This is a genomic window from Bacillus clarus, from assembly GCF_000746925.1.
Lineage (GTDB): Bacteria > Bacillota > Bacilli > Bacillales > Bacillaceae_G > Bacillus_A > Bacillus_A clarus.
On sequence record NZ_JMQC01000012.1, the window covers coordinates 20,514 to 44,346 of the forward strand.

Annotated in this window: 22 protein-coding genes; 6 read left to right on the top strand and 16 right to left on the bottom strand. The window is 33.2% G+C overall.

What is annotated here, in order from left to right; all coding sequences use genetic code 11:
- Nucleotides 1-132: 132 nt before the first annotated feature.
- The 12 genes from DJ93_RS29420 to DJ93_RS29480 all read right to left on the bottom strand — a co-directional run bounded on the left by DJ93_RS29420 (nucleotide 133) and on the right by DJ93_RS29480 (nucleotide 14,073).
- Nucleotides 133-2,739: a VirD4-like conjugal transfer protein, CD1115 family gene (locus tag DJ93_RS29420; RefSeq protein WP_042985240.1), complete on the bottom strand. Its 2,607-nt coding sequence runs from the start codon at nucleotides 2,737-2,739 to the stop codon at nucleotides 133-135.
- Nucleotides 2,739-4,049, bottom strand: a complete 1,311-nt coding sequence (locus DJ93_RS29425; RefSeq protein WP_042985241.1) for a type VII secretion protein EssB/YukC — start codon at nucleotides 4,047-4,049, stop codon at nucleotides 2,739-2,741. The genes DJ93_RS29420 and DJ93_RS29425 overlap by 1 nt, the downstream gene beginning before the upstream one ends.
- Nucleotide 4,050: 1 nt before the next feature.
- A complete protein-coding gene (locus DJ93_RS29430; protein WP_042985243.1) occupies nucleotides 4,051-5,076 on the bottom strand; it encodes a conjugal transfer protein TrbL family protein in 1,026 nt (341 codons plus the stop codon).
- Between the two features lie 14 nt (nucleotides 5,077-5,090).
- Nucleotides 5,091-5,765 carry a hypothetical protein gene (locus DJ93_RS29435; protein ID WP_042985244.1) on the bottom strand — a complete coding sequence of 225 codons (675 nt, stop codon included), beginning with the start codon at nucleotides 5,763-5,765 and terminating at the stop codon, nucleotides 5,091-5,093.
- 3 nt (nucleotides 5,766-5,768) lie between these two features.
- Nucleotides 5,769-6,335, bottom strand: coding sequence for a hypothetical protein (locus DJ93_RS29440; RefSeq protein WP_042985247.1), 567 nt, complete (start codon nucleotides 6,333-6,335; stop codon nucleotides 5,769-5,771).
- A 284-nt stretch (nucleotides 6,336-6,619) separates the two neighbouring features.
- Complete coding sequence (locus DJ93_RS29450; protein WP_042985250.1) at nucleotides 6,620-7,699, bottom strand: bifunctional lytic transglycosylase/C40 family peptidase; 1,080 nt, start codon at nucleotides 7,697-7,699, stop codon at nucleotides 6,620-6,622.
- Nucleotides 7,699-9,636 (bottom strand): VirB4 family type IV secretion system protein, encoded by a 1,938-nt coding sequence (locus tag DJ93_RS29455; RefSeq protein WP_042985252.1) that lies wholly within the window; start codon nucleotides 9,634-9,636, stop codon nucleotides 7,699-7,701. Before DJ93_RS29455 ends, DJ93_RS29450 begins: the two co-directional genes overlap by 1 nt.
- Nucleotides 9,611-10,324, bottom strand: coding sequence for a hypothetical protein (locus tag DJ93_RS29460; protein WP_042985253.1), 714 nt, complete (start codon nucleotides 10,322-10,324; stop codon nucleotides 9,611-9,613). The genes DJ93_RS29455 and DJ93_RS29460 overlap by 26 nt, the downstream gene beginning before the upstream one ends.
- 1 nt (nucleotide 10,325) lies before the next feature.
- A complete protein-coding gene (locus DJ93_RS29465; protein ID WP_002170075.1) occupies nucleotides 10,326-10,694 on the bottom strand; it encodes a hypothetical protein in 369 nt (122 codons plus the stop codon).
- Between the two features lie 14 nt (nucleotides 10,695-10,708).
- Nucleotides 10,709-11,050 (bottom strand): TrbC/VirB2 family protein, encoded by a 342-nt coding sequence (locus DJ93_RS29470; RefSeq protein WP_002192128.1) that lies wholly within the window; start codon nucleotides 11,048-11,050, stop codon nucleotides 10,709-10,711.
- A 100-nt stretch (nucleotides 11,051-11,150) separates the two neighbouring features.
- Nucleotides 11,151-13,661, bottom strand: coding sequence for a SpaA isopeptide-forming pilin-related protein (locus DJ93_RS29475; protein ID WP_042985254.1), 2,511 nt, complete (start codon nucleotides 13,659-13,661; stop codon nucleotides 11,151-11,153).
- 175 nt (nucleotides 13,662-13,836) lie between these two features.
- Nucleotides 13,837-14,073 (bottom strand): helix-turn-helix domain-containing protein, encoded by a 237-nt coding sequence (locus DJ93_RS29480; protein ID WP_042985255.1) that lies wholly within the window; start codon nucleotides 14,071-14,073, stop codon nucleotides 13,837-13,839.
- 148 nt (nucleotides 14,074-14,221) lie between these two features.
- Between DJ93_RS29480 and DJ93_RS29485 the strand changes: the two genes are divergently transcribed.
- Nucleotides 14,222-14,605, top strand: a complete 384-nt coding sequence (locus DJ93_RS29485) for a helix-turn-helix domain-containing protein (protein WP_000150947.1) — start codon at nucleotides 14,222-14,224, stop codon at nucleotides 14,603-14,605.
- 487 nt (nucleotides 14,606-15,092) lie between these two features.
- On the opposite strand, the gene DJ93_RS29490 is transcribed toward DJ93_RS29485, so the two are convergent.
- The gene (locus DJ93_RS29490; RefSeq protein WP_042985257.1) at nucleotides 15,093-16,244 is read right to left on the bottom strand and encodes an AimR family lysis-lysogeny pheromone receptor; all 1,152 of its coding nucleotides are present in this window, start codon (nucleotides 16,242-16,244) and stop codon (nucleotides 15,093-15,095) included.
- 495 nt (nucleotides 16,245-16,739) lie between these two features.
- On the opposite strand from DJ93_RS29490, the gene DJ93_RS29495 reads away from it, so the two are divergent.
- From DJ93_RS29495 to DJ93_RS29515, 5 genes are all read left to right on the top strand, one after another.
- The gene (locus tag DJ93_RS29495) at nucleotides 16,740-17,972 is read left to right on the top strand and encodes a hypothetical protein (RefSeq protein ID WP_042985259.1); all 1,233 of its coding nucleotides are present in this window, start codon (nucleotides 16,740-16,742) and stop codon (nucleotides 17,970-17,972) included.
- A 531-nt stretch (nucleotides 17,973-18,503) separates the two neighbouring features.
- The gene (locus DJ93_RS29500; RefSeq protein ID WP_042985261.1) at nucleotides 18,504-19,136 is read left to right on the top strand and encodes a hypothetical protein; all 633 of its coding nucleotides are present in this window, start codon (nucleotides 18,504-18,506) and stop codon (nucleotides 19,134-19,136) included.
- 172 nt (nucleotides 19,137-19,308) lie between these two features.
- On the top strand, nucleotides 19,309-19,839 hold the full coding sequence (locus DJ93_RS29505) for a MerR family transcriptional regulator (protein ID WP_042985262.1): 531 nt from the start codon (nucleotides 19,309-19,311) through the stop codon (nucleotides 19,837-19,839).
- Nucleotides 19,840-20,472: 633 nt separating this feature from the next.
- Nucleotides 20,473-21,699 (top strand): ParM/StbA family protein, encoded by a 1,227-nt coding sequence (locus DJ93_RS29510; protein WP_042985264.1) that lies wholly within the window; start codon nucleotides 20,473-20,475, stop codon nucleotides 21,697-21,699.
- Nucleotides 21,696-22,145, top strand: coding sequence for a hypothetical protein (locus DJ93_RS29515; protein WP_042985265.1), 450 nt, complete (start codon nucleotides 21,696-21,698; stop codon nucleotides 22,143-22,145). The genes DJ93_RS29510 and DJ93_RS29515 overlap by 4 nt, the downstream gene beginning before the upstream one ends.
- 63 nt (nucleotides 22,146-22,208) lie before the next feature.
- Here DJ93_RS29515 and DJ93_RS29520 read toward each other — a convergent pair whose 3' ends face one another.
- The 3 genes from DJ93_RS29520 to DJ93_RS29530 are packed head-to-tail and all read right to left on the bottom strand — an operon-like array spanning nucleotide 22,209 to nucleotide 23,598.
- A complete protein-coding gene (locus tag DJ93_RS29520) occupies nucleotides 22,209-22,562 on the bottom strand; it encodes a DNA phosphorothioation-dependent restriction protein DptG (protein ID WP_042985266.1) in 354 nt (117 codons plus the stop codon).
- Between the two features lie 23 nt (nucleotides 22,563-22,585).
- Nucleotides 22,586-23,314 carry a hypothetical protein gene (locus DJ93_RS29525; RefSeq protein ID WP_042985268.1) on the bottom strand — a complete coding sequence of 243 codons (729 nt, stop codon included), beginning with the start codon at nucleotides 23,312-23,314 and terminating at the stop codon, nucleotides 22,586-22,588.
- 2 nt (nucleotides 23,315-23,316) lie between these two features.
- Nucleotides 23,317-23,598: a hypothetical protein gene (locus tag DJ93_RS29530; RefSeq protein ID WP_042985271.1), complete on the bottom strand. Its 282-nt coding sequence runs from the start codon at nucleotides 23,596-23,598 to the stop codon at nucleotides 23,317-23,319.
- Between the last annotated feature and the right edge of the window lie 235 nt (nucleotides 23,599-23,833).

Here is a 23,833-nt window from a genome sequence, read left to right on the forward strand (position 1 = left end):
AGAGCTTCGAATTTTCCTGCGTTTCAAATGATGCTTACGTTGACAAAGATCACAATGAAGTTCTTTTTCAGGTAGAAAATCAAGAAGAACATTTATGATATCTTCAAAATTTATTATGCTAATCTCTCCTTACTAATCTTCGAAAGTCAAAGCATTCATTTCTTCTTCAAATTCTGTAATATCTTCAAGCTCTTCATCATCATACTCTTCAGCTTCAGAATCTTTTTTGACTACTTCTATATTAGATGTTGCTGCCGCTTCACCAACGGCTGCCTTTTTCAAAATATCATCTAGTTTGTTACCAATCGATGCTTGGATTTCTTTTATTTCAGCTTGTTTTTTCTTTTCTGGAGGAAGTTGCTTCATTTCTTTTTCTTCAGAAATCCCTATATCACTTACTTTTTTCTTTTCAGCTTTTTCAACTTCTTTTGCCATTTTAGGAATTAATGCACGGGCCTTTTCAACAACCGCTAATTGTTGTTGCTCTTTTGTCACTTTCTCTTCTGTTTCGATTTCTTGTTGCTTGTTTTCTTCTAGTACTTGCTCATCTTCATGCTGTAAGTCTGCTTCTTTTTTAGCTTGCAATTCTTCAAATTCACGTATTTTAGCTTCTAAGGTTGCCTTTGATTCAAAATCTTGTTTAATCGGGAACAACTCACGTTTTCTAAAGTACCGTTTACCCTTAATAATTTCTCCCTCTTTATCTTTATAAATCTCAAATTGAAATGCTTTTGTTCCCTTAAAGGGCGGTGTATTATCAGTACTTACCAAGACTTGATTTTCTTCTAATCCTTTAATTTCATTCGGATCAATTAATCTTCGTTTTACATTTTGAATAGATACACTGCTCGTTGTACCATGATTACCTGTATTTGTTGACCTAGATTCATTTTCAACAGTTGCTTCTCCTAATGTTTTCGAAATATATTCAGCCGTTTCATATTCTGCTGCTTTCAATATTACTTTTGTGGAACATACCCCTAGAATTGAATACAATCCATTTTTCCCATATAACTCTTCGAATTGAGATAAATTTTGAACAATTAATATTGCTGAAATTCCATATCCACGACATAGGCTTAAATAATTCACAAAGTTAGGTAATTTCCCTAAGTTGGCCGCTTCATCAAGTACCTCTTTAAAAGGGATATATAATTTTGAACCATTTTCATCTCCTACACGAAACAATTCTGAATGTAATTGTGAGATAAACAAGTTTATTAGCCCACTCCAAGTACTATCTAATGGATCAAGGATTAAATATAGAATTGTTTTCTTTCTTCCTAAATCACCTAAAAAGAAATCACTTCTCCTTGTAAATCTTCGAACTGCTTCACTCGTAAAGTCTGCAAGAGTTGTTAAGAGTGTAATAATAATACCTGAACGAACCTTATCTTCTGATTTTTTATACCCCATTTCATAAGAAACTCTAGCCGGATGGTCATAAGGAAGAGATAAAAACAAACGATCTAACTCCGCTTCATCTTCTCCTTCCGCTATCTTAGAATCAAACTTTCTCAAAACCTCTATAATTCCTTCCACATTTCTTTTCAATGGGTGCAAATCATTTACAACATATAAAATTAAAGATCGTAGCAAAGCCACTTGTGAAAGGTACCAAATATCTTTCTTCTCTCCGGTATTTCTACTTTCGACTATTTTATTTGCAACTACAGTTGCATCTGTTTCTTTTCGTACATAATCCAATGGGTTATAACAATTTGAAAGAAACATATCTATAAAGTTAATAACTTTCACTTCATACCCTTGCTTTTCTTTAATGACAGATGTATTTTCAAAGACCTCGCCCTTTACATCCGCTACAAACATACTTGCTTGTGTTTCATGAATAACATTTGTGTATACTACACTTTGAGTCTTATATGAACCAGAACCTCCTATAACGAATACATTTGAGTTTCCCAGTTTACTATTTCGATGTTGGATAACAGGAGAATCTTCAAAATGTGCAATAACATTTCCCATCCTATCTGTAAATTCCTCAAAGATCATATTAGAATATTCCCGAACATATTCTGGAGACATAGGAATATAAGATTCCAGTGTTTCTTCTTCTATATCACGTAAAGGTATTCGGTTTGTTTTCCCATTTTTTCGATAATATAAATAACGTTTTGGTAAATTCTTAAATTGTCTGGTTACAAAATCTTTCCTTTCTTCTTCAGGTACTTCTAATGCTTCCTCTTGAATACGTTTAGATAAAAACTTTTCAGTTTCTTGAAATTCTAAAGCTTTTTCTTTTATCTTTTTAACAATTTTCATATCTGGTTCAACCTCCCCCTGTTGAACCAGATTTTCATGCTCATCCACCTGTTTTTTTAACTCAAACGAACGATTCAAATCATTCATAAAAATGTTCTTTTTCATCTTCTTCGAAAAATATCTCACATTAAATATCTGTTTAGTTGTAGCCCAATTCGCGGAACCATATGATTTATTTTTTGATATCTTATATTCACCGTCACCTTCACTTCTAGCTTTAAAGAAAATATAGATTCCTAACAAAAGAACAAATCCTTGTGCCGCCTTAAAAGGCATCTGCTTCCATGCTATTTGTACTAAATTAATAGGGTCTTGTATCAATTCCGTTAAATGTGTAAGCCAATTTTGCGGATCATGAATTGTAGTAGGAACAAGTGCAAATATTACAGCCAAGCATGAATCCACTAGCAATAAAAGAAAACCAATTAAAAGGATTACAACAAAATGTCTAGCCATTAGATTTCTCCTTTCTTAATCTTTTCAATATCAGCTTGAATCGGTGCAACTTCTGCCCCTTTCTGTTCTGGTGACTTCCCAGGATCATTATTAATTTTTTCAATATCTTTATTTTTCACAGCAATCATTACATCTTTATTCTTCGCTTGTTTTCCAAACTCAAATGCTTTCCCGAAATCACCTTTTACAAAATGGGCATATGCAACAATTCCTAATCTGCGGTTATCCATCTTCACATCTTTTTCTAATTCCAAAACACGATTCATATCTTTTTTCAAATTTGCTTGTTCGAACTGTACTGTTACATCCTTCGAATCCAGTTGGGCAATTGCTTCAGTATCTTTATTTTTAATGAGTGCTTCAAGCACTCTTGAAACTGAAGTTAGTTCAATTGCTTTTTTATAATCTTTTGTTCCCATATACGCCTGATATAACAATTCTTTTTCTTCTTTACTCATATCTTTAATTTTTGAAGCCGTTTGAATCACCTTTTTATAATCTTGCTTGTATTGATATCTATACATTGTCAACAAGTGCTCTGTCTGATCTAGCTGCTGCTCTGCCTTAGCAACATGTGGTTTTTGAAGCATTGACCCTAATTGAAAACTTCCAAAAAAGATTCCTACTGCACATAAGGATGTCGCCCCGATTGTCATCCATTTCTTTTGTAATGAGTTTTCCGAACCCTTCTTTTCAATTTTCTCTACATAAGACTCTTGTAACCTTTCACGTTCTCGTGTAACAGCAATTTGAATGTCATTGTATGATTTAGCTTCTAATACGCTCCTAAGGAAATCTGAAGCTTCTTCAAGCGCTTTACCAAATCCTTGTTGCTTAATTTGTTGGAAAGAATATTTTGTGTACAAGTATGCAATCAAACACTTCGTATGATATAGATACAAATGTTGTTCATGCATTGGATTCATCAAACCAGAAATCCCTTGATATAGAAATTTAATTTCTTGTGATGATGAAACATATAAATTTTCTGGTGTTACGAAAGTAATAAACTCACTATTTTCTAAACCCTGAATCTCTAACAATTGCTCTACTAAAGCAAGTTTTGGTAACGCGCCTAGTTTCTTTGTACGTACAAATGGTACGAATCCTTCATCAACATGATATTTGAATGTAATGTATTGATTATCCATTTCGATTTCTTTACAATGAAAAAATAAGGGCTTTTCTGTCTTTATATGAGCGAGTTCAGCTACTTGTTCAACTTTTGTCATTAGAGAAGGGATGCGGTACGTCGCATCTCTTCCCTCAAATTCAATCGTTCCCTCTAAAAACATTTGTGATTTAGCCATTTTAACGTCCCCCTTTTAAAATAAATTTCGCCATTGCAACTTTCCCCATCGATCCGGCTGCACCAATCATCGCTTTCCCTGAACCTGTGCTATATAAAAATTGTCTCAAATATGTTGGCCCTGAAATCAGTACTAAACATAATCCCATTCCAAGTGCTATAAACTGAAGTTTTAATGTGGCAAAACAATTTACAATCAAATAAAGAAGTACGACCTGTATTACTTGTGTAAATACCACTGCAAGCATTTCGCGCCACCATACCGGAAATGCATTCATTTCATTGTTTACTAAACTAATTGCTGCAATCGGAGAAGTTGCTACTAAGAATGTGAACTCTCCCATACGTTTTAAAGCTTGAAATGCTATTACAAGGAATAAAATTACAAATGCTAGTGAGAATATTGCGATAAAAGCGACTGCACTACTTGGATTCAATCCCATTATTTTAGCTAACTCTGAATCTGGTGAACCTGTTGTTAACCACTTCCCTATTGCGCTATTCTCAAAATCGATACCTTTATTTGTGAAGTATTTACAAATCCCTTCACACAGCTGTAATAACTTTTCAATAACCCATGGAAGAACTGCTATTAATACCATCGCTTGAATAAGTGATGCCATCTTTTCTTTCACATATGTTCGATCACCTGTTACATTTACCAGAATCATCCCTTGAAGGATATGAAATATCATAAACGCTATTGCTAAAAATACTGCCAGCCATTTAAAGAAGCCTACCACAGTATCTACAGTGGGATTTTGATAAGTCTGTGGATCTAGTAAAAACCAATTAATCCACTTTAAAACTGATTCCCCGGCGCCTTTTGTAATATCTGTCAACAGTTCAGTAAAGCTTTTAGTTGCTGCCCCTACTACTGCATTTGTGGCTGTATCGACAGGATGTAAAACTGCATTAGCTACATTACCCGCTGTATCAACTACTGCACCGCCTACCTCTTTTGCTTTGTCTACTATACCTGTTGTCGCGTCAGTTACCTTGTCAAAGATATCCTTTGGATTCGGCATACTTATCATCCTCCTTATCTAATTTGCACAACCTTTGCATCTGGTACATGCATAAATTTCAATGAACCATCCTCTTTTTGTAATCCAACAGAAAATACCATTTCATTTTGTTTTGTTGTTATTTGAATTCCAATTACATAGGCGTTGTTTTCTTTGCTAAATACTACTTTTTGAATTTGGATATCTTTAAGTTTTAAATCTAACATTGAGTTTTCGCCATTTCCGACAAAAGAATATATTTTAAGATTTTCATAATACTTAGCGATATCTTGCGGTGAATACTGTTTTAGAGCTTCTTTAGAATACAATTCCTTAATTTTTTCATGTAAACTATTGTGCTGTTTTTCAGCTTCTTGGCCCGTTAAATTTTTCTCATTGAATAAGTGAAAAAAGTCTAATGTAATTTTTTTTGCTTTTTCAATTTCCTCATTTTCATTACTGGAAATTCCATCTGTTTTTGTACCTGCCGTTTCAAGGTCTTTTGTGTTCGGATCTTGTTGTTTTTGTTGTGGTTGTTGTGTAGAAGGTTTTTCTTGATGAGTTGCTTGTTGCTGTGAAGTTGTAGTTTGGTTTACTTGAGTTACTTTAGATGTTTTTTCCTCTTTCCCAAATATCATGACGATTGTAATTGCTACAGTTAAAATTCCGACCGTTCCCCATAAAAATAGTGTTGCTTTGTTAATTTTCATTTTTTACTCCCCCTTGTATGATGACGATTGGGAAACAACATTTGTTTCATCAACTAAATATTTATGTTGTTTCTTGTCATATACTAGTTTACATTCTAAAAAGATTTTAGAAGAGGAACTTTGATTATTTATTTTCATTTCGTTATCAAATATAATCAATCCATTTCCTGTCTTTCCATCTTTGCTTGGTGTAAAATAAATTTTCTTATCTTTCACTTTAGACTCATATAAAATGTTTTTTGGTAAAGTTGGAAACCCTTCTTTTGTACTGGAAGGATTCATTGATTTAATACCATTCTCAGTTCCAAATTCTTTTGCACGTTCATAACGATCATCTTTTATTGATGAATATTCAAAGGCTGCTGTTACAAAGCCATCTAGCGTTGCTTGCCCTTCATTCACATTACTAAGAGAAGTATCATTAATTCTTTTCTTTGTTACCATGTTGTCTAATTTAGAGACTTCTTTATTTGCTTTTTCCAATTGAGTTGAAGTTTTAAAGTTTGTATAGCTTAGTACACCAGTTGAAATAAGCAATACAACAATTAAAACGTTTTTAAATGTATTCATCCGAATCTCCCTTCTTTTCTTATCTATTCCCTAGAAATTTCTATCGCGTGCCGATAAGCATTTTTTAAAAAATTGATAAAAAAAACTATACTATTAACAAGGAGTAATATTAGTAAGATATTAAAAAAGATGTTTTCTTTAAATGATGAGGGATAATCGATTATGGCTAGAGTATATAAAACTAAAAGTATGCAAAGGTTTTTGATCATTTTATAAAAATATATTTTTTTATGGTTATTTTCATATAGATTCATATGAAACCTCCCTTCTACACTTTTATGTTCCTATTGTGTAATCCGTCCTCCACCGTAATAATGTTTTGCCCAATATGCTGAAAATACATCATCAATTTTCACGCCTGAATCATTTGAATTAATCATCTTCCCATTACCTATATACATACCAACGTGTGTTACGGTCTTTCCAACATAAGTTCCGGAAAAGAAGACTAAATCCCCCGGTAACAGTTGTTCTGGACTTACACGAGCTGTAGCATAATATTGCTCTTCAGCCGTCCTTGGAAGCTTAATTCCAACTTGCCTAAAGTTCCACTGCATTAATCCGCTACAATCAAAACCTGGTGGAGTTGCCCCACCCCAAACGTACGCCTGACCTAAGAACTGTGCCATGCTACCATACACTTGGTTTGCATCAAATATTTGGCCACCTGCCCCTCCAAGAACAACATTCCCCTGACTCGCGGGATCAGGTGTCATTTTGGATAGAATTTTTTCAACATAGCGAAAATCGCCATAACAAGCTCCAACCTTAGTGCGGTAATTACCGGGATCTCTTCCTTGACAACTATATATCCCTGAACTTTTACTTCTGGAGTACTCAATGGCTAAATCTTGGCTATATACACCGCCTTTTCCAAAAATATAATCTATAAAATCCGACCCGAAATTATAGCCCTGAAGGGCTAATTTAGCATCACCTTTAGCCTTAATTAAGGCTGCTCTAAATTCTTGAACACCTGCCCAAATACTGTATATAGGATCAGTAATACAATTCATGTCTTTACAATATTTTGTGTTAAATGGCCCCTCAGATGATTGCATTGGGTCTAGTCCTCGTCCTCCTGATTCCGCATCCATTTGAGCGAGCATTAATTCAACATAATCAGCCACACCAAACTCTTGTGCATATTGTCGAACTACTGGTTCCCATTTTCTAACTTCAGGTGACACATTTGCTTTACCACCTTTTCCATCCCCACTAAAGGGGATGGAAGGGCTTTGCTGTCCACCAATACCAGCAATGACAAAGAATATAATCCCAAAGAACCCTAGAATAACAGCTACGAGTTTTTTCCAATTACGTGCAAGGAATCCACCTACGCGAATAACTGTGACTGCACCCATTAACCAACACCACGCTTCAATTCTTGAATATCGTAATTCGGAATCACTTTTGCATTCTTTCCGTATACCTTTTCATATCGCGCTTCATCAAACAATCTCATTTCTTCTTGCGTTTGTACGACTTCCATATGCACACGCTTGGTTCCAATACAGTAAATTCCTTTAGCACGAGTTTTTCTTCTCAAAATATCTAACTCTTTTGATGATAATTGAATACCACCTTTTGTAACTAAATCTTGCAATCCACGTTCTTCCAAGCCTAAAATGAACTTAGTATATGAGTTTTCAATAATGGCTGCACCGTAGTTACGTTTTCCATCGTTAGCACTTAAATAATCTTCAATTTGTTGTGTTGCTACGGTTGCACCACCTTTATATTTCCGTATCCGTTTATAGATTTGATAAACGAACTTCATCAAAAGCGGTTCGTCTGGATCTGCTACCACGTGACATTCATCAATTGTTAATCGTTTTAATCGCTTCTTATCTCTTGTAATTTCATCCCAAAGGAATGTAATTACGTTATACATCGCTGTTTTCTTTAAATCTGATCCATCTTCTAAATGCTTTAAATCGAATGAAATTAAGTCATTTGTTAAATCCACATTTGTGTGTCCATTAAACAAATTAGAGTTTGAACCAGTTACGTATGTTTCAAAAATCAATTTGAAATCTCGTAGTATATGAGCTTCTTCTTCTGAAAGATTTTCTATTTCCTTAAACATATCTGTGAAAGTAGGGAAATCTGTTGATTTCAGATTTCTAAGGTCTGTTGTATGCGTAATATGTGCCGGACAATTCTCGTATGTTTTTAACAATAGTTTTTCTAATAACGCTTCTTCTACTTGGGATAATCCTTTCTTTATTGTACGGAAGAGTAATTTCAATCTTTGTATCTTCTGGGCCAACAATGAAGCCATAAATGTTTCAACTTCACTCTCATCTTCAAACCCTTCACTGTCTGTAATCTCTGCATTTAATATTTCTAAAGGGTTAATGACTGTTTTAGACATATTAGAAAGCTTGATAACTGTACCACCTAAACCCTTTACAATTGGAGTGAATTCACCCTCTGGGTCAATAATGTAGTTAATAATTCCCAAACTCCAATGACGAAGTATATCAGATGTTAAGGCTGTTGTTTTTCCTGTTCCACTAAACCCTGCGATAAATTCATTATGATTAAGTAGCTTGAAGTGATCCACTAAAACCAAACTACCTGTTGTTATATTAATTCCTTTAATAATGGCTGTATCAGATTGCATAAAGATTTCAGAGTCATCGAATGGGAAAAAACTAGATAAAGCTTCAGCGTCCATATCTCTTCTTGTAACTTCAGGTACTTCATTTTGTTTAATAGGTAAAGTGGAACGAAATGCTTCATGAGAACGATGACGCATTTCAGTTCCTTTTAATTTTGCTCTCCTTACAACTCTCATGACTTGTGATTTTAGTTTTTCAAGCTGTTTCAAACTTTGTGCTTGTATATGGAGATACAAATAAACTGCAAATACTTCATCTCGATCACTATCAATTAATTTATCTAAAAGGCGTTCAGCATTCTTTTTTTCTGCCTGTGATTCACGTTTTTTCACTTCATCTGCATTTACTGCACGAGAACCCAGTTCAGGAATTGCTATGTTTAAGTGCTTAACCATATCTTCACTAGATTTTCTTTCTACATGAAGCGAGATAGAAAGGTTCCCCTTAAATCTTCTTAATTGGGACATCCAATTTCCAAAAACATGTTTAGGATAATCTTTAATACCGATTGTTAATGAATAGTTCCCCCCAAGCTGCATATATTCTTCTTTTTCATCGATAACATCCGGTGCAAGTAAATCTTTAAATGTCACTAATTCTTTTTCCTGAAAAACTTCTTGGGGCTTTGTCTGCTTATTCTGCTTTTTCTTATCCAATAGACTCAATATAGCCATCTTGCATCATCTCCTTCCCTTTTACTTGCCCTCGGATAATTTGAGGAACTTTAGTATCTTGTAAAGAATCATGCACAGCATCAATGTAGTTATAGAAAATTTGTAACAATGCAAGTAATTGACCATTAGAGAGCATGTGACATTCTAAATTCATATCTTGACCTAGCATAGAAATAATTTGATCTTGCATCTCTTTTCCTCGCTGACGGAGTTCTTGCAAGGCTTCTTGATATGAGATCTCGTCATCCCCTTCTATTTTTTGGTCGATGACTACATAATGTTCTTTTTTAACAACATCTTTAACAACTTGTTGCTCATTTGCGAATTGAGCGTAACTTGCTTGTAAACGTTTTTTAAACTGGTTAGGTTCACTTTCATGTTTTCCGACCAAAAAGTGAGTATAATTTCGTAAATTAACAGGTTGGGCGATATTTTCAAATTGTAGGTCTTCTTCTTGTGCTGCGAGGAAATTTTCGAATGATTCAAATACGTACGCTTGTTCATCAATGGACATTAAATCTAAGTTAATAGCACTTACCCAAAATACCATTACAAGTTTCTTATGCTTGGTGATGATTACATTATCTCGAATGTCTTCTACTGCAAGTGATTCTTGTGCGCTCAATTCCTTTTCTTTCTCTTTATCTTTTTGACGATTCACCAAAAAATTCTGTATGAACTTTAGCACTTCACTTCACCTTCTTCCTATAATAAAAACGCTTTTGTCTTTTTCTAAAGTTGAAATACCATCTAATATGTTCATAAGCCGGTATATCTCGTCTTATGGGCCTTATTACAACTAAAGCCAAGGTAAGCACAGGAAGTATAAAATCTATAGGAAGCTGTATCCACCATGGTGCTCCAAGAAAAAAGAGTAATATTCCTAACAAGATACTAGGTAAGAAGAAACGCAAATCTGTCACATACATGCCCCACATTTGCGTTTTTGAATCGATAAACATTGGAATGTAAAATTCTTTTCCTTTTCGTGATTCATCCCCTAATAAAATTTTTCCTAAAACTCGTTTGATAGCGGCTTCTAAATTATAATCATTCATAGAAACTCACCACATTAGTATCCAAGTAAGCCTTTAATCCAGTAAATAATACCGCCAATCGTTAAAGCTAATCCTTCTAGGATAACTAGATATTGTAATTTCCCTTTTAATTCAGCGCGATCATGTGATTCTTTTTTGGACATATAGCTAATAATTAGGAACAAAGCATTTGCTATACAATAAGCTGTAGCAATCCCGACCCCGACCCCAATAATCGCTGTCAGTACCTTAGAAATAACAGCTTGTGGATCAATTGCTCCTTCTGCTGATGCTGCACTCGGAACTAATAACGCAAACATTGCCACCCAGAACGCAACTTGCTTTTTGGAATGTTTAAAACGCTTAAATAATTTCATTTGATTTCCTCCCTTTGATTAGATGGGAAGAGTCGTTTTACGCTCTTCCCATAATTTATAAGGTCTAGTTTTCTAGTCGTCTATGCTTCTGATAATTCAATTAGTTATGTTTTTTGCGTAATCTCAGTGCATAAAACGCTCCTGCAAGAACAATACAGGCAACTCCAATCCACACATATATTGGATTTTCTTGTTTACCACCTGTTGTTGGAAGTGTTTCTTTTGCTTTTTTCGGTTGTTCTTTTGGTTGTTCTGGTTGTTTTTCAATTTGTTGTGGTTTCTCTGGTGTCGGCACAGGCTTTTCGATAACCTGCTCTGGTTGTGGTTTCTCTGGTTGTGGTTTTGTAGGTTGTTCTGGCTGTGGTGTTTCTGGTGTTGGTGGAACTTCTTTCTTTTTATCTTGTACAGTGTGTTTAATGATTTCTCCATCTTCCTTAATTTCAAAAGAGAATGTTTCTTCATTAATCAAGTAGCCTTCTGGTGCAAATGTTTCCTTGTACGTATATTTTCCGTAAGGTAATTTCTCGAATTTCGCAATTCCTTCTTCATTCGTTTTACCTTTTACAACTTCTTGACCTTGCTCGTTATAAATTGTGAACTCTGCATTTGGAAGCTTATTATTTCCGTCCGCAACATCCACTTTTGTGATTTCCAAGATGCCTTCGATTTTTTTATCTTCTACAACATGTTTAATGATCTGGCCGTCTTCTTTAATTTCAAAAGAGAATGTTTCTTCATTAATCACGTAGCCTTCTGGTGCAAGTGTTTCCTTGTACGTATATTTTCCATAAGGTAATTTTTCGAATTTCGCAATTCCTTCTTCATTTGTTTTACCTTTTACAACTTCTTGACCTTGCTCGTTATAAATTGTGAACTCTGCATTTGGAAGCTTATTATTTCCATCCGCAACATCCACTTTTGTGATTTCCAACGATCCTTTAATTTGATTGTTTTTTGCGACTAACTCAATTGTCTTTCCATTCTCTGTGATGCTAAAAGGAATTGGCTCTTTTACAAGCATATAACCATTTGGAGAAGCTTTTTCGATGAACTGATACTTTCCAAATGTTAAGTTATCAATTTTGATTAAACCGTTTTTATCCGTTTTATGTTCACTGATTTGTTTTCCTTTTTCATCTGCAAGGATAAATACGGCACCTTCAAGTTTCTTTTCACCATCCTGGTCTACTTTTAAAAGCTGTACATTTCCTTTCACTTGCTGATTCTGCACTTCAAAAGTAAGTGTTTTATTATGCTCTTTAATTTCGAATGGATATTTTGTTTTATTTAGTAAATAACCATCTAATCCCTTACTTTCTTGGAAATAATACTTTCCATACGTAAGGCCACTCACTTTAGCAATTCCATTTTTATCAGTTACTACTTTTGTAACTGCCTTACCATCTTCTTTAAATACTGTAAATTCAACACCTGTAAGAACTTTTCCACTATCGCTCACTTTCTTTATTTCGATGTTTCCTTTTACAGTTTCGTTTTTTAATTGAATTGTTGCTGTTTCACCTGTTTTAATTTCTATAGTTTGAGGATTCGGATTTAACACATGACCTTCTGGTGCTTTTACTTCTTTCACAATATAAGTACCAATTGCAAGATTAGATAATGCTGCTGTTCCGTCCTCGCCAGTTGTAATTGTTCCTACAGATTCATTATTTGCATTGAAAACTTCAAATACAGCACCTTTTAAAGCTTCATTGTTGTCTCCTACTTTTTTCACTTGTAAAGAGCCTAAAGCTTCCCAATTAACAGCTAAATCAGCACTTACTTTTTCTTCATTTCGTTCTAATAGAACCGTTGCATCTTGAATTGTTTCTGTACCTTTATATGCGATTGCTTGTAACTTATTTAAATTAGAAGTAACTTTTAAACTAAATTTACCAGTTTTAGTATTTTTTGGAATCAAAATGCGAAACTTTTCCCCTAAACCAAACTGATCTTTAGCTTCTCCATTTTCGTTAACGATTTTGACGCCTGAAGGCGCATTGTTTGTTTGAACTTTAAATGAGCCGTTTTTCGCATTACTTTCAACTACATATAAGTTAGTTTCAAAGAAATCTCCTTTTAATGTAGCTTTTTGTTGTTCTGCCGGAATTACATTCATCGTAATATCTTGTGTATCTTGACTGTGATCCGCTGCGTAGATAATTGCTTTTGCCGCTTTCTCTACATTAGCATTATGATGCTTTAATTCTGATATTGATAATTGACCCAACGCATTCCAAATTGCTAATTGCGTGCTATAATGCGCTTCTTGCCAATTTGAAACTCCTAATTGTTCTGGGCTTTTTTGAGGATATCCATTTAGTAAGACACGATAAACGATATCATCGGTTTTCCCCTTTTCAGGTAAATCCTGCCCATTAGGTGAATGTAAGCCATATGTTAAACAATAAGCAATTTGACCGCTTGCATTTTTTAAAAGTTCTGTACGAATGTCTTTTCCATATTGCGCTGAATAACTCCAATCCAATTGATACTTTTCACGGTTAATAACTTCAGCACTTGCTTTTCCTAATGGAAATAAAAAACTCGTAATCATTAGCATGATACTTGCTAAGATCAATAGTGGTCGAAAGTATCGCGAAACTTGCATTTCAACATCTCCCTTTTTCAATTGTCAAAGAACAGAACATTCTGAATTTATTTGTTATACAATTAGAATGTTACACTTTAAGTGATTATTATTTAGTCTTTTAGCCGAATTTAATTTACAATACATTAGAAGGAATATTAATTACATAGTTGTAATGAATAACATGAGGTAGTTATTATTCTGCGATGGGTAATGCACAATAGTAAGTTGGTTTAAATAAATTTTCAATTGGTACTCCAAGGAAGTCCGCCATTTTTTTTGCCTTATTGGCTTTTAGACTTCTCCTTCCAGTTTCTACATCATATAAAGTACCGACTGGAATCTTAACGTTTTTCGAAAGTTCCTTAATTGTAAGATCCTTTGATTCTCTGTATTCACGTATCATTGTTTTACATTCTTGAGACGCTTTCAATTTTTTCACCCCCTTGCCTTAATTACATTCTATTCGGCTTTGAGCCGAAAGTCAACACTTAAAGTTCATATTTTTAACACTTTTAGTGTATTTTTTGAAAAACCTTATTTTACTGTGCTAAAATTGCGAAATTGGAGTGATAATTAAAATGACAATCGATGAAAACGTTGTAGGGAAAAATATAAAAAAATTAAGAGCTATAAAAGGAGTAAGCCGAAAAGAAATGGCTGAAGATTTAAATACTACATATAGAACTGTATCTAGTTGGGAAACTGGAGAAAAAAAACCACGTTTGAATAAATTAGAGGAAATTGCTAGTTATTTAAATGTCAGTGTCCCTTCTTTATTAAAAAATGAAATTCCTGATGAAGATCTGTTAAAAAGTATTAAAGGAGAAGATCCTGTTGAACGTTTAGCCAGACTTCTCTATGAAAGATACATGAGTGTACCAGATAAACATAAACCTCGTATTGAGGAAGAATTATTAAAGTATGCCAGCCAATTAAAAACACAAGTTGAACAAGAAGAATAGGAGAACCTCATTCCAGAGACTCTCCTATTCTTCTTGCTCATAACTCGCACATAACTCCACTATTTCACTAAAGGTTTGTAAATCAATCGTTTTTACAATCTCCACTAACTCATTTTCACTTAATCCCATTCTTCCCATGTTTGCCCCTCCATTTTTTTATTTTTATATTGTGAAAAGTAACACAAAAGTTTCGCAATTCCCTATGTTAGGATTTATAAAACAGTTTATAAAATCACAAAAGACACCGTTCAAAACGATGTCTTTTGTAAAAATACAATTTTTAGTATTATTGGTAAAATCATCCACCACCACCGGGATCAACCATCATTCTATACAGCGTATACTGATTCCCGGAATTTTCAGCTTGTTGGGAGTACTGTTGTGTTTCCATTTTACCAAGTGAACTATTCACTAAGGTTACTAACAGTATAGCGGCTACTATTAATACATATAACTTTTTCACCTTTTTCTCACCATCCCTTGACAACTATATTATATTTTCTGTATATTCATTATATATTAACTCAGCGAATTTCACATACAAAAAGTCATTATTAGCTTTAAACATATCAATAGATTGCTTAATTAAATGTATATCCTTTTTAGCCATTCCCAGATAACACGTTTGAAGTGGAGTTAACATTTTCTTTTTTAATCTGATTCCTTCTAGTATATTTATTGCTTGTTGGAATTTTCCTTTTTTAATTAAAAATAAAGCATACTCAGCCGGATGTAATTTATCAAAATCTATTTTATCTAGATCTTTCCACCAAAAGATTCTAATGAAGTTAATATCATTTTGAGCTATATCATATTTTAAACTACCTTTAGCACCTTTCAATACATTTAATGCTTCCTGAAAGAAAAATAAAGATTTTTTATAATCAGAAAACATAAGGTTTTCTCCACTCCTAATATTCAACAAAGCTTCCATAACAGGAAAGAAATTTATGTCTTTATGTGTTCTTAATTCTCTATTTTCCCTTTCAAATTCTAAAGCATTATCTTTCCTTAGTATTGAATAGCTCCATAGCTCTTTCATCCAAAATTCGTATAAACTTTTCAAGTAATTATTGGTTACTAATTTATCATCCATTATATTATTCTCGACCCTCGACTTATAACCTTCCATTAACCCAAAATCACCTAAGTCACAAAGGATTAACATACTCAGTATATCACAAAAAATCTCTACATCAGCATTTGAATTTCTAGCTTTTTGGATACCCAAATACACTTCTCTGACATTTTTCCCGTTCAAACGATCAATATATAAATTAAAAACATCCGCAAACCGTCTCATTTCAAAATCCTTGCTGTTTTTACATACTTCATAAAGATATTCCATTAATACCAAGTGATCATTTAAATGAGCAAGTGCAAATGCAACCCTCACATTTATATTTAATCTATCTTCTAAAGTACCTAAATACTCAATTATCTTTTGCTCTTGTTTTTCCTTGTCATTTTCAAAAATGACATAAGCAATTTTCGAAAAAGTATATACAGATATTTCCTTATCTTTATTTATCCAATTAGAAATTGTAGATTTAGCAACTCCAATTTCTTTTGCAAGGTCAGTGTACGTCTTATTTTTAGAGGATAAATGATTATCAATTTCTTTAGCTAATTTCTTCATATATTTTCACCTCGTCTTTTTTCGCGAATATTCAGAAACGTACGTATAAGTAAGAAAATTATACCACAACACCCAGGAACAAGTGTTTTCTCAAATAATTTCTGAATTTTCTTTATATTTAACGAAAAAAAAAGGAGGAAAATCCTCTTATTTTTGCACCTAATCTTTAAATATGAACTTATGGTGTTGATATTATTTAGATAGAATTGTAAAATAAAAATAACTTATTCAAGATACACAAGTTTTTAGAAATTTTTACCAACTAAGAACAAAAAATAAAACCCCACCGCCCAGTTTTTAATTGGCTTCTAGTTTGGCGACCGGAACCAATTAAAAACTCCTAAGATAGGGTTTTAAATTCACACTATAAATATATGTGTTTTTCTTTAGTATCATACTTGATATTAAAATTATATCATAATGCATATACAATGTGAATATAAAACCTCTGTTTTTCCTGATTATTTGCGGTGGGAAAAATAGGAGGTTTTTTCTATGGTAACTAGTTTTGAAACCCTAACTGCTAGTGATTTTACTAGCGATATTCAATTGGAAACAAAAACTTTCAAAACAAACATGAAATTTAGCAAAAAAAATAAAACATCAAAATACCTCATGCATGGGCCAAAGTTTTTTGATGAGCTTCGTATATATTTAATCAAAAATAACGAGCTTGGAGAATATGCTTTGCCTTCATCAGCATTAGCCACTTACATTTTACTTCACTATAAGGTAAATGATTTAGGGCGACTTCCTCGCGATTTCAAACTATCTACTGTCGCGAATGAATCCGATATCCCCTATACAACTATTCATACAGGTTTCCAAGCTTTACTTCATTCTGGACTTGTTAGAGAAATTTTTATTAACGGAAAAATTCCAGTGTATGAAATTTGCAACTATGCAAGATTAAATCGGACAGCAAAAGAAACAAAAGATAATGATGGAAAACTTTCATATTTTCGAATCCCTAACTTATTGTTAGAGACTTCTATTTTAAAAGAGTTAGTTTCCCATCGTGACAGCAAAGGTATCATTGAACTTTTAAATCTATGTAATAATTTCACTCGTGAACTTAAATTTAAGAGTAAAGATTCCATTGAAAAATACACGTTACCTCGCAACATGGACGGCTTAAAAGAACGTTTAGGACGCAATGCGAAAAAGGTACGTAACTACCTAAAAGTTATCTCGCCAATTTTTAAATTTGATGCTGCTATACAAAAGGTTCGGAACCCACGTAAAGGACGCATAGCTCGTATACGTGAAAAAATTCAACAAATCGTTATCACTCAATTTACGGTTAGCATGAATCCCACATGTGTTATTGAAAATGACCGAGCTGAAATTAAGCAAACTGAAGCTAAAATGCGTAAAGAAGCAACAGCCCGTCTTGAATCCATTGGCATAGCATTAACCAATAAAGATCGTAAAGACATTGTTGTTTCTTATAAAGGAGAAGTATCACGAATCGCTACATATATTAAAAACAAACAACTTCGTGATAATTTTATGACTTATACCATGAGTTATGCAATGGATCAATGTGAAAGTTTCTTAGTACTTGGAGAAAAAATAAAATCAATTGGTGGCATGATCCGAGCAAAACTGCGTGAATCGTTTATTCCATGGGCGGAACGATATTTAGACGATGATACGCGTCATGCACTTGTACTGGAACTCATTTCTCATGATATTGATGTACCTGATGCATTCAGACTTACTTAAATTTTAAAAATGAATAGATTATGAGCCTTGTTCAAAAAAATCAATAAGGACAGGGCTATTTGTTATGTTGAAATTTAATAGACAGTCCTTCTATTACTTTACAAATCTCAAAACAGTAGGTTCAAATTTCCCTCTCCCTACTGTTTTTTATGTTTTTATACATCGAGTTACGTCAGAATACTTGTGAAATTGTTAGTAATTTAATAACTATATTGTGTAAAACTTAGTAAATTATTTTAATACTTGTTTAGAACTGAATAATATGTAGCTGCATTTATGGATAAGTTAATATTTCGATTCAAGTTTTCAGACAACTCCCCAAGCCCTTAAGGCTCTAAGGGCTTGGGGAGTTTGAAATTCCTCTATATAGTATTTGTACTTTATATTTTTATATGTTTTACTTTTATATAAAAAATTGCTTATTATACTTAAATTTGAATTTATACATTAAAAATGAACTATTAATTAAATAAGGCTTTTATCAAACCACTATTTGAATTTATAAATATGAAAAATAAGGAGCCTACAGTTATGTACAGTGATTTATTTAGTGAATATGAAATACATGGTGATTATGCAACATTTTATGTAGAGGCCACAGATATACCTGGGTTATATGAAAATCGATATGGATTTAAATTTTGTACAGAAAAGTACTTAAAACAATACAATATCCCTTATAAAACAGAGGAGACCTATTTTTATGGTTATAAAAAACGCTTAAGCAATCTTACAGTTTATGATTTTATATATTATGGCATGACCTACTTTGAAGCTCATGATGGTGGATCAAGTAGAGTATTATTATCACACGAAGATATCAACCCTATTCAATATAAAGAGTTGTATAAGAAAAAAGGAGTATTTGTTGCTGAATATGATCATGAACGATTGTTATGTACTTTACCAGAAGAAATTCTTCCCCCTGTATCCTCTGATATCCAAATAAATTATCAAGAAATTAATTTGAAAGATTTTCAAATTAAATCAAAGGAAGTGTTTGGTGACTATTACTGTGTTACTAAACAACCTTTAGAATTCATTGTAAGTAGTCTAGTTAAAGAGATAATTAGTGAATGGGTTCGACATGGAAATATAGATCATATTGCTGAATGCGAGATAAAAAAACGTATATTTGCAAAAATAATTTCAAGTAATTGTTAAATGTAATCACACTTTGTAGAGCTTTGTAAGGCTTTGTAGGGCCTTGCAAATTTGTTCGCAATCTTTAGGGAAGCTTGACTTGTTTTAGGGAAGCACAAGGGTTTTTATAAATTTCCTAGAATTGCTACAGCAACTCACTTAATCTTTAAAACTTTAATTAGGAGTTGATTGTATGAGTCAAGTAATCTCATTACAACGTCCACAACGTCCATTAAACAGTTCGGACGTTGTAAACAAGCTAAACATACCTCCAAGCACATTGCGGACATACACGGCGCATTTCAGACGTTTGGGCCATACATTTCAGAAAAAGAATGGCCGAATATTGTATTCAACCCGTGATGTAGAGCTATTTAAACAAATGATGGAATTACATGAACAAGGTTTTGGGACAATTCCTGAATGTGTTTACAACGTTGTAAACGTCCATCACAACGTTGTAAACAGTTCAAACAATAGTGAGGACACAATGGACAACGTGGACAATCAAAACAAACAAATTAAACAACCTCAGGACACCTCTTCACCAATTGACACAGTAGATGAGATAGCAAGGATCAGGAAAGAAATGGAGGAATTGCGGAAATATGTCGATGAAAGCATAAAAAAACGAGATGAATTGTTGTTGCAAACACTACGGGAAGTATTAGATTCTAAACAAAAGAAGCAAAAAAAGAAACGATGGTGGCAATTCTGGAAGTAACCCAACCATCCCCAACCCCTTCCAATCTTGGAAGGGACTCGCTCGGCGCTAGCCAGGCAAACAGGTTTGGAAGACCTTCAAACCTATTTGCATAGGTTCAAGCGTTTGGGATAGGCGAATCTGTCCATTCCTTATCCTCCCTCGCAAAGAACGCTCAGTCCGGTACCATGGACAGATACCGTGTGTACTCCACTGCTGTTTGATCGTGGGGACCGATAGTTTTAAAAAGGAATCTCCGATCACATCTTGGAGATTCCTTTTTTTGGTGAGCTAATATATCACAAATTTTCTAGACTTACGACTCTATTTTGTTGGGTTCTAGAAAAATATATAAAATATATAAAAAAGGAACTAAAAATGTATTTAATTCATACATATTTATGAATTCCGGGTTTCAAAGTGCTACTTTAATATATAATTTATATAAAAAATATATAAATTATATATTAAATATGAATCAAAGATGCATGAGTTCTTCTCTGGGATAAAAACATGGTGATTTTAATATAAAAAATATATAAAAAATATATGAAATAAATACAAAATTAATTGAATTTTAGAGATGGGTGGTTTATAATATAATTAAGGTATAAAAAATATATAAAAAATATATGAAAAGGGTGGTTTTTGAATATGATGATGAGAACGGTCGCTGATATCGGAAATAGTGAATTGAAAATGGTGATTAATGGTGGAAAGGTAATCAAACTACCAGATGTAAATAAGCGTGTATTTGGTCGCGTGACAAATAAAGAAGGAAGTTTAAAACAAAGCGTAACTAACTTAATGAATGAGATTTGTGTTCATGTAACAAGTGATGCAATTGAACGTGATGGAAAATTCTATGTAGGATATCGTGCTGCACATTCAAACGGTAAGCCAGATGCCCTTGATATTGAATTAGGAGATAAATATAAACGAGATATACCAGTGGTTAATGTTCTATCTGTTATGGCAACTAAAGCGGTTCAAACGATTTATGAAGAAGTAGGAGAATTACCAAAAAGTATAGAGGTACCTGCATCATTAATATTAGCAATTCCAGCTTCTGAATATGAAGGAAAGAAAGCTCGTTTTCTAGAAAGCCGTTTTAAAGAAAATGTGCATATTGTGATTGTGTATGTGGGTGAAGAAAAAGTAACAGTACAAATCGAATTTGAAACTGTAAAAGTAACTCGCGAAGGTATTCCGGCTTTATATGCCATCTTTGAAGGAAATCAAGATATGTTCGATGACTTTAATAAGTTGTATAAAAAAGAGACAGATAGTAAAAAAGATGATAAAGAGGTTAAAAAGAGAAAAGCTAATCTATTGGTAGAAGAAAAAGTAAATGGTGAATATTTTAAAAACAAAAAAATTCTGCACGCTGATATTGGAGACGGTACCTCTGAATACATTTTTTCTAAGGGTTTAAACCCTGTCCCAGACGCTTGTTGGGGAGAAAAAAGAGGAATTGGTCATGCAATAGAGGGAGCAATTAAATTGTTGCAAGAAGAATATGAGGGTGGCGTAGATATCAATCGTCAACAATTCAGTGAATTAGTTACTGATCCTAACGATAAAAAACATGATAAGGCTGTAGAATTTTTAGAAGAAACTCGTTATATGCAAGCTCAAGGGATTTATGATGATATCGAAAAAGCATATGTTTATAAAACAGCTAGCCAAGCTGAAGTTCTCGCGGTTTACGGAGGAGGAAGCATTGCGCTAAGAGAAGATTTGTATAAAAAAGCATTTGAGTTTTGTGAAGTAAATGATATGCAATTACTGTGGATCTCACCAACTTATGCAACAGAAATGAATGTTAGAGGTATGGAGATTTTAAGTAAGAAATTGGCTTCTAAGGTGGCTAAGAAATGAGTAAACAGAAACAGAGAGAACAATACAATTGGAATTTTAAAAAAGAGACAAATCCAAAATTTTATGATTGGCTCAATGCACAAACAAATCTATCTGAATCGTTAATTACGTTAGTTTTACATTTTGTAGATCAGTACGGAATAGATGATGTAACAGATTATGAAGTATCGAAGAAAATGCAAAGAGATCTGTTCATGAAGGAAAAGTTTTATCAAGACATTTCAGCGTTGCTAGAAAACGCGAATATAAATAATGTTCATCAAAACAAGAATGTTCCAATTGCTGAAGTAAAGGAACAAAAAGTCGAGAAAGAAGAAAATCATATTGAGAAAGTGGATAAGAAAGAAGAAGTAAAAGTACAAAAGGAATTAGAGCTAATTGAAAAGAAACAAAAAGGTGATACTTATTTGGATGATGTTGATGAAAGCGCAATATTCGGTGACTAACATTCCTCAGTAAAAACAAATAAAAAACCTTCTTATCATGGAGATAAGAAGGTTTTTTATTTGTCAGGATACTTGAAATTCTCGTGTGCCAGATAATACTGTTGATTCTTCTCGTTCATCTTCAGATGAACCGCCGCTTTTTTCTTCAGAATTGATATTTTGTTTTGGGAAATGGTTTGCTATTTCTTTATTTACGTACGCTGCTATAGAAGAGAATAATATTTCACGTTCTTCTAGTGAAAGGTGTTCAATTTCAAAATGATTTTCTACTAATTCACCTGTATCTCTAAAGCATTTTTCACGCGTTTTCTTTTCTTCAGCTCGTAAGGCTTTTTTCAAATCTTGCTTAGCCTTCTTTAACTGTTCTTCTTTTTCTAAAAGCTCTTGTAGTTTTTCGGCTTTGCTTTTTCGAGCCATTTAGTTCACCGCCTTTTTAAAATTTACATTGAAATTTCAATCGTTTCAGTTATAGTTTGTTCCTCAATAATTTCATCTTCTAATTCTTCAGTTTCGATATCTAATACATTCTCTAAATCTTTTTCTAATTCCTTCCCAATCTCTTCTTCAATGAACTTATCCATGATTAAGAAAGCCTTCTCTTTAGAATCAAAATCATCACTGATTTTTTCGATGCAAATCGGTACAACGCCATCACTTGGTTGGGAAACATCGTAAACTTCTCGACCAATAAAAAAGACTTCTCTTTCATGTGATTCATACACATTAAAATATACATTTTCATGAACGGCTTTAAATTTGTGATCAAAATCATCATGCGTTTTTTCAACAATAATTTTATCAGGAACAACGAATGCCATTCTTTCACTTTCGATAGGGATATTATACATACCATAAGGTGCAATTTGTGTAGTTGGGAGATAAACAGTTTCGTGGGTTCTAGGATGTTTATATGAGCCTTTATTAAAAACAGTTATTTCTTTTTTATCTTCTAATTTTTGCATTACATCATAAGTGATTTTCTTTGCGTTTTCTTTAATTTCTGCTTTTGGTAATGAGGTTTTCTTGTCTAATTTCTTTTCAACTTCTTCCTCAATTTTTTGAGTCGATTGTAGTTTTCTTCTTTGGAGTAAATGCATAATAAGAGCTTCTGTAAAAGCTTCAACATTCTTTTTTAATTGTTCGGAGATTCCAGTTGAATTATGATGCATAATTACTCTCCTCCTTCTCTTTTTTTTAAGAGGATATAGTCCTCTCTGATAATCTTTTTTCCTTTAACTAATTCTCCAAATTGGATCGCAATTTGTTCAGCTTCTTCTAGGGATTCACATTCAAAATACTTTTCGAAAATAGCCCCAGTTTGAATTAAACGTCTAGTTCGTTTTTTTCTATCTTCAGAATTAATTTTTTGTTGCAACTCATTTTTCTTCTTTTGAAGTTGTTTCTCTTTCTTTTCAATCTGCGTTAATCGATCTTGGGAAGTTTGAATAGACATACTATTTTCACCTCTCTTTTTTTGAAGGTTTTTGTTCTTTAGAAAATTTGTTAATTTTAGGATAACAGAATGTTGAGAAAAATTCAATAAAATGTTATAATTTTCCCTAAGAACAGAGTGAGAGGGCGCACTTATACATTGCTGCGCAAAGTGTGCGGTCTGCGACGCAAAAATCAAAGTTCAAAAAATAGTCCTCACTTCGTTGCGGTGTTGCCTGAAGGGTCTTTGGAAGTTT